Source organism: Chloroflexia bacterium SDU3-3 (genome assembly GCA_009268125.1).
GTDB lineage: Bacteria > Chloroflexota > Chloroflexia > Chloroflexales > Roseiflexaceae > SDU3-3.
Genome location: WBOU01000001.1, coordinates 1 through 17,264, shown reverse-complemented (window position 1 = coordinate 17,264; position 17,264 = coordinate 1). Strand labels below are relative to the sequence as shown.

9 protein-coding genes are annotated in these 17,264 nt (G+C 63.1%); 8 read left to right on the top strand and 1 reads right to left on the bottom strand.

Annotated features, from left to right (window positions below; genetic code table 11):
- Nucleotides 1-5,700, top strand: coding sequence for a PAS domain S-box protein (locus tag F8S13_00045; GenBank protein KAB8145520.1), 5,700 nt, complete (start codon nt 1-3; stop codon nt 5,698-5,700).
- Nucleotides 5,701-6,094: 394 nt separating this feature from the next.
- Nucleotides 6,095-7,003: an ABC transporter substrate-binding protein gene (locus F8S13_00040; protein ID KAB8145519.1), complete on the top strand. Its 909-nt coding sequence runs from the start codon at nt 6,095-6,097 to the stop codon at nt 7,001-7,003.
- A gap of 64 nt (nt 7,004-7,067) precedes the next feature.
- Here F8S13_00040 and F8S13_00035 read toward each other — a convergent pair whose 3' ends face one another.
- Entirely contained in the window at nt 7,068-8,138 is a 1,071-nt protein-coding gene (locus tag F8S13_00035; protein KAB8145518.1) for a LacI family transcriptional regulator, read from the bottom strand.
- 503 nt (nt 8,139-8,641) lie between these two features.
- Between F8S13_00035 and F8S13_00030 the strand changes: the two genes are divergently transcribed.
- From F8S13_00030 to yicI, 6 genes are all read left to right on the top strand, one after another.
- Nucleotides 8,642-9,961 carry a sugar ABC transporter substrate-binding protein gene (locus tag F8S13_00030; GenBank protein ID KAB8145517.1) on the top strand — a complete coding sequence of 440 codons (1,320 nt, stop codon included), beginning with the start codon at nt 8,642-8,644 and terminating at the stop codon, nt 9,959-9,961.
- 163 nt (nt 9,962-10,124) lie between these two features.
- On the top strand, nt 10,125-11,033 hold the full coding sequence (locus F8S13_00025; GenBank protein KAB8145516.1) for a sugar ABC transporter permease: 909 nt from the start codon (nt 10,125-10,127) through the stop codon (nt 11,031-11,033).
- Between the two features lie 30 nt (nt 11,034-11,063).
- Nucleotides 11,064-11,909 (top strand): carbohydrate ABC transporter permease, encoded by an 846-nt coding sequence (locus tag F8S13_00020; GenBank protein KAB8146059.1) that lies wholly within the window; start codon nt 11,064-11,066, stop codon nt 11,907-11,909.
- A gap of 282 nt (nt 11,910-12,191) precedes the next feature.
- Nucleotides 12,192-14,204, top strand: coding sequence for a beta-galactosidase (locus F8S13_00015; protein KAB8145515.1), 2,013 nt, complete (start codon nt 12,192-12,194; stop codon nt 14,202-14,204).
- Nucleotides 14,205-14,335: 131 nt separating this feature from the next.
- Nucleotides 14,336-15,700, top strand: coding sequence for a beta-glucosidase (locus F8S13_00010; protein ID KAB8145514.1), 1,365 nt, complete (start codon nt 14,336-14,338; stop codon nt 15,698-15,700).
- Nucleotides 15,701-15,703: 3 nt separating this feature from the next.
- Nucleotides 15,704-17,264: alpha-xylosidase (gene yicI / locus F8S13_00005; GenBank protein KAB8145513.1), on the top strand; the 1,561-nt coding region annotated here is incomplete at its 3' end.

Here is a 17,264-nt window from a genome sequence, read left to right as displayed (position 1 = left end):
ATGCCCAACATGACTTTCTCTCAAGCTGGTCAGATGCTCGATGCGGCATTGCTTGGCCTGCTCGTGCTTGATGACCACGGGCAGATTGCCTACGCCAACGACATGCTGGCCAGCACCTTCGGCTACAGCCGAGATCAGCTTCTCGGCATGCCGATCGAGCAGCTCATCCCCGAGCGCCACCGCGAGCACCACCCGAAATTGCGCGACAGCTATGTGCAGTCCGACTTTAACCTGGGCGGGCATGGGCGCGACCTCCAAGGGCGCAGGCAAGATGGCACGGTCTTCACCGTCGAGGTGCGCCTCACATCTATTATGGATCAAGGAGTGAGAAGCGCTGCGGCCATCGTTATCGACACCACCCAGCGCAAGCAGATCGAGCACGAGCGCGACCAGCTACTGTTTGAGGAGAAGGCCGCACGCAGCCAGGCCGAAAATATCCAGCGCCGTCAGAGCTTCCTGGCCCAAGCCAGCAGAGCCATCACATCCTCGCTCGACTACCACAAGACCCTGACCGCGTTTATACAGGCGACTGTCCCGTTCCTAGGCGACGCCTGTATGATCGACCTGCTTCAGGAAGGCCAGCTCAGCCGCATCGCGGCGACCCACACCAACCCCACAAAGCATCATCTCATCCAGAACCCCTGGCAAGGCACACCATCCACGCTGAGCAGCCAGCACCCGCTCCTCCAGGAGCTCGCGGCGGGCAGGGCGCTATTTCTGCCGCAGTTGGACGAGGAGCACCTGCACAACACCGCATTCAACGGGCACCACATGCGGCTCATCCGCCAGATCGGCGTCACATCGCTGATCGTAGTGCCGATCAGCATCGGCAGCCAGCTCATTGGGGCCATGTCGCTGCTGATCAGCGAATCCGAGCGGCAGTTCTGCGAGGACGACCTACAAACCGCCAGGGATCTGGCCACGCTGGCCGCGCAGGCGCTGGAAAATGCCCGCCTCTTTCACGAAGCGCAGGAGGCGATGCGGCGCAAAGATGAGGCTCTGGCGCTGCTGGAAAGCACCGTGGCGAGCGCACCCTTCGGCTTCGCATTCCTCGACACTAGCTTCCGCTACCAGATGATCAATCAGTGGCTGGCCGACATGGGCAACCGGCCAATCGCCGAACATATCGGGCATACCCCCGACGAGGTCATCCCAAAAATCAGCGCACGCATCGCCCCGCTGCTCCAGCAGGTGTGCGAGACCAAGCAGCCGATCATCAACCGCGAGATCATCACCCTACCCACCGATACACAGCAGCAGCAGCGCAACCTGGTGCTGAACTACTACCCCGTGCTGACCAAAGATCAGGAGCTGCTGGGGATCGGCTTCCTGATGGTGGATATCACCCAGACCAAGCAGGCCGAGCAGGCCCTGGCGCGCTACCAGATCCTGGCCGAGCACGGCAAAGATATCGTGCTGTTCCTGCGGCCCGACGGCATGATCATCGAGGCAAACCGCGCCGCCACCCTGGCCTATGGCTACGACCCCGCGACCCTCGCCACGCTCGCCTTTCGCCAGCTCCAGAGCGACGAGGATCTGACCGACATTACCACCAACCAAAACATGGCGCTGATCGAGGGCAGCCACCGCCGTAGCGATGGAAGCGCTTTCCCCGTCGAGATCACGATTCTGCACAGCACGATCGACCGCGAGCCGGTGATCGCATGTGTCATCCGCGACATCAGCGAGCGCAAGCGCGCCGAGGAAGAGCGGCAATCCCGCGAGGCCCAGTTCCGCATGCTGGCCGACAATGCCCACGACATCATCTACCGCTACCAATACCACGAGCCAATAGGGTTTAACTATGTCAGCCCCTCGGTCACGCGCATCCTGGGCTACACCCCCGAGGAGCACTACGCCGACCCCACACTCGGCGAGCGGATCATCCACCCCGAAGATCTGCCCATGGTGCTCCAGCATCGGCCCCAAACGCACGACAGCCGCCCGATCGTGTTCCGATGGGTCTGCAAGGATGGCAGCATCCGCTGGGCAGAGCAGTACATCACCCCGATCTACGATGCCCAGGGTCAGCTATTTGCCATTGAGGGGATTGCCCGCGACATCACCGAGCGCAAGCAGGCCGAGGAGGAGCGCGGCCAGTTCGCCGCCATGGTTAACTCATCAGAAGACGCGATTTTCAGCGTCGACTTCGATACCATCATCACCAGCTGGAATAGAGGTGCCGAGCAGATCACAGGCTACACCGCCGAGGAAGCGCTCGGGCAGACCCCGCTCTTTCTCATACTCCCAGAGCAGCAGGATGCGCGGCGCGCATTCTACAAGCAGCTCCAGCAGCAGCAGGAGGTGATCCATAACGAGACGATCTGGTGCCGCAAAGATGGCCGAAAGCTCGATGTGAATATCACCATATCACCGATCCGATTGCGCGATCACACGGTGGGGCTCTCGTTCATCGCCCGCGACATCACCGAGCGCAAGCAGGCCGAGCAGTCCATCCGGCGGCAGGCATCGCTGAACAAGCTGCTGCAGGTGATCGCCGCCGCCGCCAACCAGGCGCGCTCGCTCGAAATGGCGCTGCAGTCGGCGGTCGATCATATCTGCGAGATCCTCGGCTGGCCGCTTGGGCATGTCTACCTGGCCACCGAAACCGGCTTCTTCGCGCTCACATCCAGCAATATCTGGTATGTCTCCGAGCCGCAGGAGTTCGCCGCCTTCCGCAGCATCACCGAGCTAAACAAGGTGGCCCTGATCGATGATCTCCCAGGCAAGGTGCTGCTCAGCGGCAAGGTCGAGTGGGCCAGCGATCTGGGCGCGGTAGAGGACACCCTGCGCACCCGCCTGATCAGCGCCAGCGGCATCCGCTCCGGGTTCGCCTTCCCGGTGCTGGTCGGGGCCGAGACCGTGGCCGTGCTCGAGTTCTTTTCCAAACAGCCCATGGAGCCAGACGAGCAGCTGACCGAGGTGTTCGAGTTTGTGGGCGCGCAGCTTGGGCGCGTGGCCGAGCGCATCCGGGCCGAGACGGCCATCCGGGCCAGCGAGGAGCGCTACCGCCTGATTGCCGACCACACCGCCGACCTGATCACGCTGCTGGATGCCCAGGGCCGCATGATCTATGCCAGCCCATCGTACCACTCGATGCTGGGTCACCACCCGCCTGCCCTGCTCGGGCAATCGATCTACGCCCTGCTGCACCCCGACGATGCCGAGCGCGCGTCGCTGGCATGGTCGGACCAGGCTAGTGGCGCAGGAAGCCAGATCACGGTGCGCATGGCCAGCGCCGCCGGCGAGTGGCGGTTCATCGCCATGCGCGGCATGCGCACCCTCCAGCGCGACCAGCGCTACCTGGTGTGCATCGGCCACGATGTCAGCGAGCAGCTGCGCTCGGAGGAGGCGCTGCGTAGCGCCGAGGCGCGCTACCGCACGCTGGTCGAGCAGCAGCCCGCGATCATCTACACCATCCCGATCGAGCCACACAGCTTCAGCAAGTACATCAGCCCGCAGATCGAAACGATTCTGGGCTTCAGCGCCGACGCATGGCTGCGCGACCCAGGGCTTTGGGATCGGCAGGTGCACCCCGACGACCGCGGGCTGGTGCACCAGATCGCCCACCAGGGCACACCGCACAGCCAAACCCACACCACCGAGTACCGGATCTTCGCCCACGATGGGCGGCTGGTGTGGATGCAGGACATCGCCAAGATCGTGCTCGACCACCATGGGCAGCCGCTGTTTGTGCAGGGCATCGCATTCGACATCACCGACCGCAAGCAGGCCGAAAATGCGCTGCGGCGCAGCGAGCAGCTCTACCGCGCGCTGGCGCACAATTTCCCGAACGGCTCGGTCTTTCTCTTCGATCACGATCTCAACATCACAATCGCCGATGGCACCGACCTTGGGCGCTTCGGGCTATCGAGCGAGCTGCTAGAGGGAAAGAACCTGAAGGGCAGTATCTCGCAGTACCTCTACGATGAGATCGAAACCCTGTGTGAGCAAACGCTGACAGGCGAACTGATCAGCCGCGAGTTCGAGATAGGGGGGTACACCTACCGCGCCCACATGCTGCCGGTACGCAACGAGCACGGCCAGATCATGGCCGGCATGATCATGAGCCAGGACATCACCGACTACAAGGAGGCCACCAAGGCGCTGGCCGAAGAGCGCACCCTGCTGGCCCGCCGCGTCGAGGAGCGCACCGCCGACCTGAGCGCGGCCAACGCCGAGCTCGCCCGCGCATCGCGCCTGAAAGATGAGTTCTTGGCCAATATGAGCCACGAGCTGCGCACCCCGCTGAACGCAGTGCTAGGCCTTTCCGAGGCCCTGCGCGAGCATGCCTACGGGCCGCTCAACGAGCAGCAGGAGCGCTCGCTTCAGACCATCGAGGACAGTGGCCGACATCTGCTAGAGCTGATCAACGATATTCTGGATCTGGCCAAGGTCGGCGCGGGCAAGATGGATATCTTCCTTGAGCCAACCAATGTCGAGATGATCTGCCAAGCCAGCACCCGCATGATCCGCCAGATCGCCCAGAAGAAGCACCTGACGATCAAGACTAGCATTGAGCCACAGGCCAGGCAGATCATGGCCGATCCGCGACGGCTCAAGCAGATTCTGGTAAACCTGATCTCGAACGCGGTCAAGTTCACGCCCGCAGGCGGGCAGATCGGGCTAGAGGTGCAGGCCGATGCGAACCAGCAGGCTGTCCACTTCACGGTGTGGGACACCGGTATCGGCATCGCGAACGATCAGCTGGAGCACCTGTTCCAGCCCTTTGTCCAGCTCGATAGCAGCCTCACCCGCCACTACGAGGGCACCGGACTAGGCCTGGCGCTGGTCTACCGCATGACCGAGCTGCATGGCGGCAGCGTCTCGGCATCGAGCGTGCAGGGCGAGGGCAGCAGCTTCCGCATCTCTATCCCCTGGCAGCCTGTCGAGCAGGCCAGCGATGCCACCGCCAAGCCGCCGCAGAGCGCCCCGGGCAGCGTAACCTTCAGGCGAACGCTGATCATCGAGGATTCGCAGACATCGGCGGAGCATATTGTCCGCTATCTGAGCGAGTATCAGATCGAAAGCACGATCACGAGCCTGGGGGCGCAGGCCTGCGCGCTGGCCCTGTCGTTCCAGCCCGATCTGATCTTGCTCGATCTCCTGCTGCCCGATATCTCGGGGTGGGAGGTGCTGGCCCAGCTGAAGGCCAATCCCAAGACCAGAGACATCCCGGTGGTGATCATATCGGTGGTGGATGACCAGCGGCGGGCCAGCGAGCTGGGGGCGGTGGCGCACATGACCAAGCCCTACACCCGAGCGACACTGCGCCACGTGCTGCAGACGATCAGCCTTGGCGGGCAGAGGGGCAGATTTATCCACAGCCCGCACGAGCAGCCGCCTACCATCCTGCTGGCCGAGGACAACGAGGCCAACATCCTAACGATGGTAGACTACCTAGAAAATGCGGGCTACCACGTGGTGATCGCCCGCAACGGGGCCGAGGCGATCGCGCAGGCGCGCGAGGTGCGGCCCGGCATCATCCTCATGGACATCCAAATGCCCGGCATGGATGGCATCGAGGCCACCAAGCGCCTCCGCGCCGACCCGCAGCTGGCGGCCATACCAATCATAGCGATGACCGCGCTGGCAATGCCGGGCGACCGCGAGCGCTGCCTAGAGGCGGGGGCCAGCGATTATATGAGCAAGCCCATAAGCCTGCGCCAGCTGACCGACACGATCTCCGCGCTGATCTAGCCTGTAGGGCCAGCCAGCGCACAACAGCTCCACCAGAATTGGTGGAGCTGTTGTATATTAAACAACACATATGGACTAAAAATAGCGCTATACCAGCATAGAGTGCAGGCTATTTGGCATTATCGAGCCAAATAGTCTCTTTTTGTACAATTTGGGGCTAGTAATTTCTCAAAAAACGTAGTATTCTTCCTGCTAATTTATCTCTCATTCATCAAATCGAATACTTGTAACGAGATGAGCGCGCCTTGAACATCCAAGCAGATGCGATTCGTGTATCTCATAGCCCACGATGGCGTGAGCGTACACCACCGTAACAAGCCAGCTATCAAGCAGTAGGCACGCCCGACATGTCGGTTCTGAGCTATGGCCTGTGATAGACGAAAAGTGCGGAAGAATGACCATGCGGCTACTCTACCTTCTTTCATGGACGCTGATGGGGCTGGCGCTGACGATGTGCGGGCGGGCCACATCGCAGATCGTGGATGTGATCCCCACCCACGCGCAGCAACCGCGCACGCATACAAGCCTTATCTCGTATACGCCCCCATCTCCCGCGCACGATCGGATCATCAGCCTGGGCGGTGAAGACATGCTAGCCGACCTGCTGAGCGTGGGCATCCGTCCCAGCGCAGCACTGATCGAGCACAGCACCGCCGAGCTACAGGATGCCCAGATCGACCACGCGAACGTGCAGATCCTCCGCACGGGGGCGGGCCTCGATCTGCAGCAGATCGCAGCGCTGCAGCCCAGCCTGATCATCGGTACGCGCTCGTTTGTCACGCCCGAGATCGAGCAGCAGCTGCGGGGTATTGCGCCGCTCACCCTGGTGAGCAGCGAGCCAGCGCGGCAATATGCCGAGACGCTTGACCTCTTCGGGCTGCACGAGCAGGCCCAGGATGATCTAAACACGCTGCACACCAGCATCGCGCACGCGAGCGCGCGGTGGCCTGCGGGCAAGACCGTATCGGTGGCCCATATCCGCCAGGGTGCCGCAGGCGCGCTACAGCTGGGCGAGGCCAGCGCGGCCAGGGATCTGCTCGCCGAGCTGGGGTTCGAGCTGCGGCCCGCCGCGCTGCCCGAGGCCAATGGGCTGGCGACGCTGGATGGCGAGAGCCTGGTGGTGTTCTACGATGGGCAGCAGCAGTATCGCCCGGCGCTGGCGTGGCTGCAGCAGCAGCCGGGCTGGGCCAGCCTGCCCGCCGTGCGCAAAGGGCATGTCTATCTGATCGATCGCTGCGCCTACCCAGGGTTCCAGGGACAGCGGCAGCTGATCGAGCGGCTGGAGCAGCTGCTCGGGGGCTAGGTCCGTCTATCCGACACCACAAGGCCCCGGCCAGCACGGTGCTGGCCGGGGCCTTGTGGTGTCGCTACAGCTCTATTTTGCGGACTGAATCGCGGATAACCAGGTTGGTCGAGACCGTTATGTTCAGGCCGGGCAGGGTCTCACCCTTGATCCGTGAGATCAGGCGCTGCACCGCGATGCGGCCCATCGCCTCGGGATAGTTGGCCAGGGTGGTGAGCGGCGGGTGGGCCATGCGCGCGATTGGGAAGTTGTCGAAGCCGACCACCGATACATCATCGGGAACGCGCAGCCCTAGGTCGCGCAGCAGCCCCATCACATACACCGCGATATAGTCGGTGACGCAGAAAAGCGCGGTGGGCCGATCGGGCTGGGCAAACAGGGCCTCAAGGCTGGCCTGCATGTGCGGGCGATCCCAGACAGTGATGGTGGGCGGCAGCATGGCAAGGCCAGCATCGGTGCATGCGGCGCGGTAGCCGCGCTGGCGGGCCGCGAGGCTGGGGCTGTACTCGCCCACCGCCACCCCGATCTGGCGATGGCCCAGGTCGATCAGGTGGCGGGTGGCCAGCAGCGCGCCATAGAAGTCGTCGGCCATGACGGTGTCGCAGGAGACGCCCGGGATGATGTTGTCGACCAGCACCATGGGCGCGGACAGCGTTTCGGACACCTGCTGCACCACATGGGCGGGGTAGGCCCCCACCAGCAGCACGCCATCGGGGGTGTGGCTGGCCACCAGCGAGGCCAGCTGCTCTTCCACCCGATCCTCGGGCGAGAGAAGGCAGAACGTGAGCCGCATGCCCAGGCGCAGCGCCTCTTGCTCGGCGGCGCCCAAGATCTCGCCATAGAACGGGTTGGCTGTCACCGGGCGGTCGCCAAAATCTTTGGTGACGTAGAGCAGCTGGGCCACCCGCGCGACATTGGGCGCGCGCCCGCGCGAGGCGGGCGAGTAGTTCAGCTCGCGGGCAGCCGCTAGGGCGCGCTCGCGCGTGGCGGGCGAGATCGACTCGGAGCCGCGCAGGGCCAGCGAGACCGTAGCTGGCGAGAGACGGGCGCGCGCGGCGACCATGCGGATATTTGGTTTATTGTGCGCTTTAGCGGCCATACAACCTGCTTCTGTGTAGTGGGGATGTCCCTCCATTGTAAACGGAAAAAGCCGCCGATGTCAATAAACGTTCAATGTTTAACTAAACAAAATTAAACAAGGTTTTGCCGTATTCTGCCCCAATATCTCCCCCACTCACATACGATTTACCGCATTAGGGCGGGATAAGAAACCTCGAACAAGTGGCCAATAGTTCGTCTATCAAACAATATTGACAGCTTAAACAAAGGTGTCTATAATGGCTAATGTTCAGCCGGCGAACAAACCAATGTCTCTGGGAACTGCCAAAACGTAAGGTGTGGTGGTTTGGGCATCGCTATGCCTACAGATCGCCTAGAAGATCGCTTGTATAGCGATCCCCGACCCTGGCATATCTTGGTACGGGCCAATCAGGGCTTCATTTCAACACTCTCGGCATCCCTATCGTGTTCCATATGCTCAAAGAAGGAGCAACGCTCATGCGCGAGCTGAAACGACAAGGTACGTCTGCAGGGCGCTCGCAGGCCAGATTCTCATTCGGTGTAGCGGCCATGCTGTGTATGGCAACGATCGCCACCGCCTGTGGCACATCCTCCTCGGGTTCGAACACCGCCGCCACCAGCGCCGCCGTCGCCCCGGCTACCGCTGCCGCAGGCGAGGCCGCCGCCCCGGCCACCGGCAATGGCCCCACCGAGATCACCTGGATGATCTGGGCAGATGATGTGGCCAACGACAAGAACATGCAGAACGAGATCAAGCTGTTCAACGACTCGCAGAGCGAGGTTAAGGTCAACTTGATCGGCGTGCCCTGGGGCGACTTCGACTCGAAGCTACAGGCCATGATCGCCGCCGACACCCCGCCCGATGTGGTCGCGATCAAGAGCGAGGGCGACTATGTGTCGAAGGGCTTCATGCTGCCGATCGACGACCTGATCAAGCAGGATAACATCGACATCAACAAATTCGTGGGCGGCGCGGTGGCACCGGCCTACGATGGCAAGATCTACGGCTTCGGCCACGACACCGCCTACTGGCTGCTGTACTACAACAAAGACATGTTCGATGCCGCTGGCATCCCCTATCCCTCGGCCAAGGGCTACACCATCGACGAGTTCATGGATGTGGCCTGCAAGCTCTCCAAGCCCGACCAGGGCCAGTGGGGCATGCACAACTTCCACTGGATCATGAGCATCCTGGCCCAGCAGCAGGGCATCCCCTACCTGAACATGGTGGACGGCCAGCCCAAGTACCAGCTGGATGACCCCAAGACGGTCGAGTTCTTCCAGAAGGTCTCGGACTTCATCAATGTGAAGAACTGCCAGCTGAACAACGACCAGAGCACCTCGCTCGGCGGCGCCGACCCGTTCATCGCTGGCAAGGCCGCGATGAGCCTGAACGGCAACTGGGGCTTTGGCAACGTCAAGGACAACGCCCAGTTCAACTGGGGCGTCGCACCCATCCCCGGCACCAAGCAGCCGAACGTGGGTATGAAGATTGGCATCGCCAAGACCAGCAAGAACCAGGCTGCCGCGTGGAAGTTCCTCAAGTGGCTGACCTACGAGCCAGAGGCCACCCGCTACCGCGCCGAGCACGGCATGGGCCAGCCCGCGCTGAACGACGAGCAGGCCATGACCACCTTCATCAGCGGCCCCGCATCGCCCGCCGAGCTGAAGGACATCATCGGCTCGCTGACCGACCCGAACAACTCGTTCAAGCTGCTCGATCCGCCTGGGATCGCCGAGGCTTCGGGCCATATTCAGCCCGCCAGCGACGAGGTGATGCAGGGCCTGGCCAAGGCAGCCGATGTGCTGCCCGCCGCCTCGGCGAAGGCGAACGAAGTGCTGGCCAAAGAGTGGGCAAAGGCCAACGCCAGTAAGTAGGCCGATCCATGGGTGGGGCGGGCCAATGCTCGCCCTGCCCTTCCTGGGCAGCTGGCCGCCGGGGCCAAACAAGACCTTGGGACAAAGGATTCACGCGATGTTAACCACCAAAAAAAGATCGGTCGGCGCAGCACCCGCGAGAAAGCGCCAATCTTGGAGCGCGATGTCGCCGCTGGCGCGACGTGAGGCGATCGCCGCCTACCTCTTCACCGCCCCCTTTAGCATCGGGTTTGTGCTGTTTACGCTCTTCCCTATGCTGTTTTCGATCTACATGAGCTTTCACGAGTGGGATATCGCGCGACCGCCGGAGTGGGTGGGGCTAGCAAATTACACCACGATTTTTAATGATGAATTGTTCCGCACTGCTTCTTTTAACACGCTGTATTATGTCATCTTCAGTGTGCCGCTCGGCCTGCTGATGAGCTTTGGACTCGCGCTGATCCTCAACCAGAAGGTGCGCGGCGAGGGTATCTGGCGCACAATCTTCTACCTGCCCTCGGTGGTGCCGCTGGTGGCCACCACGGTGCTGTGGATGTGGATCTTCAACAAGGACTATGGCCTGCTCAACTCGCTGCTCGCGCCGCTGGGTGTGGGCAAGATCAGCTGGCTGGGCGACCCCAACTACAGCAAGCCCGCCCTGATCATTATGAGCCTGTGGACCGCAGGTGGCGGCACGGTCATCCTGCTGGCGGCGCTGAAAAACGTGCCGACCGAGCTGTACGAGGCGGCGACGATCGATGGCGCAAATGTGTGGCAGCGCTTCTGGAGCATCACCATCCCCATGATCTCGCCCTCACTGTTCTTCCAGCTGATCATGAGCGTGATCGGCACCCTGCAGATCTTCACCCAGACCTATGTGCTGGTGGGCAAGAACGGCGGCTCGTTCGCGGGGCCGCGCAACTCGATGCTGTTCTTCGTGCCGTACCTGTACCTGAACGCGTTCCGATACTTTAAGCTCGGCTATGCATCGGCTATGGCGTGGGTGCTGTTTGTGGTGATCGTGATCATCACGGTTATCCAGTTCCGCACGGTGGGCAGCCGCGTGTACTACGAAGTCGACCAGCGGAGGTAAGCCATGCAGATGTCACCAGCGCGCACGCCGATGCGGCAGGCGCACAAGCTTCAATTTATCGTTGGGCAGGTCTTTTCCTACGGAATACTGGTCTTTTTCAGTATTATCTTCCTGATCCCCTTCGTGTGGCTGATCATCACGTCGTTTAAGCGCGAAAATCAGATGTTCACCTGGCCACCGCAGTGGATCCCCAGCCCGTTCTGGCCGCAGAACTACAGCCAGATGTTCGACCTGGTGCCTATGGGCACCTACCTGGGCAACACGCTCAAGGTGTCGGCGCTGGGTGTCTCGGGCGTGGTGATCACCTCGGCCCTGGTGGGCTACGGCTTCGCGCGGCTGCGCGCGCCGGGGCTGAACATCCTGTTCGGCATCTGCCTGGCCACCCTCATGCTGCCCTCGCAGGTGACCATGATCCCGCTCTTCATTATGTTCAGCAAGATCGGCTGGGTCGATACGCATCTGCCGCTGTGGGTGCCCGCATGGTTTGGCGGCGGCGCCTGGAACATCTTCCTGTTCCGCCAGTTCTTCAGCTCCATCCCCAAGGATCTGGAAGAGGCGGCGATGATCGACGGGGCCAACCGCCTGCGGATCTTCTGGAGCATCATCCTGCCAAACTCGAAGGCGGTGCTGGCCGTGATCTCGGTGTTCAGCATCCAGGTGTTCTGGACCGACATCTTCAACCCGGTGATCTACCTGAACACCCGCGACAACTTCACCCTGGCGATCGGCATCCTGACCCTGATCGGTGCGCAGGTCACCCGCTTTGGCCCGCTGATGGCGGCCTCGGTGCTGATGACGCTGCCAATGATTGTGCTCTACTTCTTTGTGCAGCGCTATATCGCCGAGGGCGTGGTGATGAGCGGCGTCAAGGGATAGCGCTTGCTCACCCCTGCCCCAAGCGTCGGCCCCTTGCCCCTGCCTCTCTCGCTCGGACTGGGAACCCGCTTCCCGGCCAGCCTGGGGCGGGCGGCGAGGGGCCGAAAGCGTTTTCACTTTTTCTCTGTTCATCCGCCATACACCCGTGATCTACGCGATTAGAATATGGCCCAGATCGGAAGGAAAGCGGTTTCAGCCCTACTTTGGATGGATGGAAGTTCACAGGAAGAACGCTATCATATGCTCGCCATGTGCTTTTCCCACTAGCGAAGGAGTCCAACGATGCGCTCATATCGCCCGACCAATCCCAAAGCGCCCTACATCTGGCACGGCGGCGACTACAACCCCGAGCAGTGGCCCGAGGCCACCTGGGATGACGATGCCGCGCTGATGCAGCAGGCCCATTATAAGATCGCCACCATCGGCGTGTTCAGCTGGGTGTCGCTCCAGCCTGCCGAAGATACCTTCACCTTCGAGTGGCTCGACCGCGTGATCGAGAAGCTGAGCAATGCCGACCGCACGATCTGCCTGGCCACACCCTCGGCGGCCATCCCGGCCTGGATGGCCAAGCAGTACCCCGATGTGCTGCGCGCCGACGCACGCGGGCGGCGCGTGCACCACGGCGGGCGCACCAACTACTGCCCCAGCTCGCCCACCTACCGTAGGCTGGCCATGCAGATGGCCACCAAGCTAGCCGAGCGCTACAAAGATCTGCCCAACCTGATGCTCTGGCATATCTCGAACGAATACGCCACACCCTGCTACTGCGACACCTGCGCCGCCGCGTTCCGCAGCTGGCTCCAGAACAAGTACGGCACACTGGATGCGCTGAACGACGCATGGTGGACACGCTTCTGGAGCCACACCTTCACCGACTGGGAGCAGGTGGACCCCTACTATGAGGATGGCGAGACCCGCCTGCACGGACTGACGATCGACTACCGCCGCTTCCAGAGCGACGCCATGCTGGCGTGCTACCAGCTGGAGCGCGACGCCATCCGCGCGATCACGCCCGACATCCCGATCACCACCAACATGATGGGCACCTTCCCGCACCTCGACTACCGCGCGTGGGCCAAGGAGGTGGATGTGGTCTCGTGGGACTGCTACCCCGCACCCAGCGGCTACACCGGCGACATCGGCTTCCTGCACGACCTGAACCGCGGGCTCAAAGACGGCCAGCCCTTCCTGATGCTGGAGCAGACCCCCAGCAGCCAGAACTGGCAGACGGTGAACGCGCTCAAGCGCCCCGGCGTAATGCGGCTGTGGAGCTACATGGCCCTGGCCCACGGGTCGGACAGCGTGATGTACTTCCAGTGGCGGCGCGGGCGCGGCGGCTGCGAGAAGTTCCATGGCGCGGTGGTGGAGCACAGCGGGCGCAGCGACACCCGCGTGTTCCGCGAGGTGAGCGAGCTGGGGGCCGAGCTAGAGCGGCTGGGCGACCTGACCATCGGCGCGGTAACGCATTCCAAGGTGGCGGTGCTGTTCGACTGGAACAACTGGTGGGCGATCGAGAACGCGGTCGGCCCGATCAACCCCAAGGACTACGTGGCGTTTGTGCGCAAGCACTACGGCGCGCTGTGGCGCAAAAATGTGTCGGTCGATATCATATTCAGCGACTCGGCGCTTGACCAGTACGAGATCGTGATCGCCCCGATGCTCTACATGGTCAAGCCCGGCGTGGGCGAGCGCATCCAGGCCTTTGTGGAGCGCGGCGGCACGTTTGTGAGCACGGTGTTCAGCGGCATCGCCAACGAGACCGACCTAGCGTTCGAGGGCTACCCTGGGCCGCTGAGCAAAACCCTGGGCATCTGGGTCGAGGAGATCGACGCGCTCTACCCCAACCAGGCCAACCAGATCGTGCTGGCCGATGGCAGCGGCAGCTACGCCTGCGGCATGCTGTGCGACATCGTGCACGCCGAGGGCGCGGAGGTGCTGGCCACCTACGGCCACGACTTCTACGAGGGCATGCCGGTGGTCACCCGCAACCGGCTGGGCGCGGGCCAGGGCTACTATATCGGCACCGATGCGGACGAGATGTTCCTCGACCGCCTCTACGGCGACCTGCTGGCCGAGAAGGGCATCCAGCCGCTGCTGGAAGCGCCATTCGGTGTGGAGGTGACGCAGCGCGAAAATGATCAGCACCGCGTGCTGTTCGTGCTCAACCACAACAGCGAGCCGACCAGCCTGGATCTTCCGGAGGGAAATCGCTACCATGATTATCTGAGCGAGTCTGAGGTGAGCGGGAGCCTTGAGCTTCCGGCCTACGGCGTCGCCATTCTCGAAGCCAGGTAATCTGGCTACTTTCTAGCAGCCGGGCGCGCTGCTCGGACCCCGTATGACGCGCGCCCAGATGTCCGCCGTGTCATACGGGGAGCCTTTTGCGCCCTCTACGTTATCAGCATCACACACTGGAGTCACTTGTTATGTCCAACAACGCAACACCTTTTCCCAAAGATTTCGTCTGGGGTGCCGCAACTGCCTCATATCAGATCGAGGGGGCCATCCACGAAGATGGCCGTGGGGTCTCGATCTGGGATACGTTTAGCGCCACGCCCGGCAAGATCGTGAACGGCGACACCGGCGCGGTGGCCTGCGACCACTACCACCGCTGGGAGGGCGACATCGCGCTGATGCGCCAGCTCGGCCTGAAGGCCTACCGCTTCTCAATCGCCTGGCCGCGCATCCTGCCGCAGGGCCGGGGCCAGGTGAACGAGGCCGGGCTGGACTTCTACGAGAAGCTGGTGGATGGCCTGCTGGCCGCTGGCATCACGCCGTGGGTCACGCTCTACCACTGGGATCTGCCGCAGGCCCTGGAGGACGAGGGCGGCTGGCTGAACCGCGCCACCAGCGAGGCCTTCGCCGAGTACACCGAGGTGGTGACGAAGCGCCTGGGTGGCAAGGTCAAAAACTGGATCACCTTCAACGAGCCGTGGTGCAGCTGCGTGCTGGGCTACCACAACGGCATCCACGCGCCGGGCCGGGTCAGCCACACCGTGGCCGACTCGCTGACCGCGCTGCACACCACCTACCTAGCCCACGGCAAGGCCATGGCGATCATCCGCCGCAACAGCCCGGGCGCGAAGGCCGGAATCACCCTGAACCTCAGCCAGGTCTACCCCGCCAGCGACAGCGAGGCCGATAAGGCCGCCGCGTGGCGGCACGACGGCTACCAGAACCGCTGGTACCTCGACCCGCTGTATGGGCGCGGCTACCCCGCCGACATGCTGGCGATCTACGGCGACCTGGCCCCGCAGGTGCAGCCCGGCGACTTCGAGCTGATGGCCGCCGAGACCGACTTCCTGGGCCTCAACTACTACGCCCCCACCTACATCGGCGACGGCACCGAGGGCGGCGACCCGCTGCTGAAGACGCGCTGGGTGCGCCGCGAGGAGCTGGCGGTCACCGCGATGGATTGGTCGATCTACCCCGACGGCCTGTACGACCAGATCATGCGCGTGAGCCGCGACTACCCGGTGAAGGAAGTGTATGTGACCGAGAACGGCGCGGCCTACGACGACGCAGCGCCCACCGGCGATGCCGTGCACGACGAGCTGCGCGTGGCCTACTACCAGCAGCACATCGCCGCCGCAGGCCGCTCGATCGCCGACGGAGCGCCGTTCAAGGGCTACTTCGCGTGGTCGCTGATGGACAACTACGAGTGGGCCTTTGGCTACACCAAGCGCTTTGGCATCATCTACGTGGACTACGAGACCCAGAAGCGCACGATCAAGGACAGCGGCCTCTGGTACCGCGATTTCATTGCAGCAAACACAGGTAAGGACGCCTAAGTCATGAAATTCACCGATGGAAACTGGCTCATGCGCGATGGGGTGCAGGTCTTCTACCCCGCGCAGGCATACGATATCGACGTGGCCGAGAAGGGCTTCACGGCCTACGCCACCCGCCGGATCAACCACCGCGGCGACACGCTGGCCGGGCCGCTGCTCACGGTCGAGTTCTCCTCGCCGCTGCCGAACGTGATCAAGGTGCGCATGACGCACTTCGCGGGCGTGCGCCAGAAAGCGCCGGAGTTCGCGATCAACGACCTGCGCCCCGATGTGGCGATCACCAACGACGAGCACGCGGTGAGCCTGACCAGCGGCGAGCTGACCGTGCGCGTGCCCCGCGACGAGCCGTGGCGGGTGGACTTCCTGCACGGCGACGAGCTGATCACCAGCAGCGGCGTGCGCGGCATGGGCATCGCGGATGTGCGGGGCATGGGCCACTTCATGCACGAGCAGCTGGGGCTGGGTGTGGGCGAGAACGTCTACGGCCTGGGCGAGCGCTTCACCGCCTTTGTCAAGAACGGCCAGACCGTGGAGACCTGGAACCGCGACGGCGGCACCGGCAGCGAGCAGGCCTACAAGAACGTGCCCTTCTACATGACCAACAAGGGCTACGGCGTGTTCGTCAACCACCCCGAGCAGGTCGAGTTCGAGGTCGCCACCGAGAAGGTGTCGCGGGTGCAGTTCAGCGTGGAGGGCCACACGCTGGAGTACTTCGTGATCTACGGCCCCACGCCCAAGGAGGTGCTCGGGCGCTACACCGCGCTCACGGGCCGCCCCGCGCTGCCCCCGGCCTGGTCGTTTGGCCTCTGGCTCACCACCTCGTTCACCACCAACTACGACGAGGCCACCGTCTCCTCCTTCATCGACGGCATGGCCGAGCGCCACCTCCCGCTCCACGTCTTCCACTTCGACTGCTTCTGGATGCGCGAGTTCAACTGGTGCGACTTCGTCTGGGACACCCGCATGTTCCCCGACCCCCAGGCCATGCTCCAGCGCCTCAAGGCCCGCGGCCTGCACATCTCGGCCTGGATCAACCCCTACATCGCCCAGCGCTCCCCGCTCTTCGCCGAGGGCGCGGCCAATGGCTACCTGATCAAGCGCGCCAACGGCGACGTCTGGCAGTGGGATCTCTGGCAGCCCGGCATGGCGATCGTCGACTTCACCAACCCCGCCGCCTGCGCCTGGTTCGCCGACAAGCTGCGCGGCCTGATGGCCATGGGCGTCGATACCTTCAAGACCGACTTCGGCGAGCGCATCCCCACCGACGCCGTGTACTTCGACGGCGCCGACCCGCAGAAGATGCACAACTACTACACCCAGCGCTACAACCAGGTGGTGTTTGATGTGCTAGAGGAAGGCCGCGGCAAGGGCGAGGCGGTGGTGTTCGCCCGCTCGGCCACGGCGGGCGGCCAGCAGTACCCCGTGCACTGGGGCGGTGACAACGACTCGACCTTCCCCTCCATGGCCGAGAGCCTGCGCGGCGGCCTCTCGCTGGGCCTCTCGGGCTTCGGCTTCTGGAGCCACGACATCGGCGGGTTCGAGGGCATGCCCAACACCGCGCTCT

Coding starts and splice junctions, on each gene's coding strand:
- F8S13_00045 (KAB8145520.1), top strand. CDS start 1: ATGCCCAACATGACTTTCTCTCAAGCTGGTCAGATGCTCGATGCGGCA.
- F8S13_00015 (KAB8145515.1), top strand. CDS start 12,192: ATGCGCTCATATCGCCCGACCAATCCCAAAGCGCCCTACATCTGGCAC.
- F8S13_00030 (KAB8145517.1), top strand. CDS start 8,642: ATGGCAACGATCGCCACCGCCTGTGGCACATCCTCCTCGGGTTCGAAC.
- F8S13_00010 (KAB8145514.1), top strand. CDS start 14,336: ATGTCCAACAACGCAACACCTTTTCCCAAAGATTTCGTCTGGGGTGCC.
- F8S13_00035 (KAB8145518.1), bottom strand. CDS start 8,138: ATGGAGGGACATCCCCACTACACAGAAGCAGGTTGTATGGCCGCTAAA.
- F8S13_00020 (KAB8146059.1), top strand. CDS start 11,064: ATGCGGCAGGCGCACAAGCTTCAATTTATCGTTGGGCAGGTCTTTTCC.
- F8S13_00040 (KAB8145519.1), top strand. CDS start 6,095: ATGACCATGCGGCTACTCTACCTTCTTTCATGGACGCTGATGGGGCTG.
- F8S13_00025 (KAB8145516.1), top strand. CDS start 10,125: ATGTCGCCGCTGGCGCGACGTGAGGCGATCGCCGCCTACCTCTTCACC.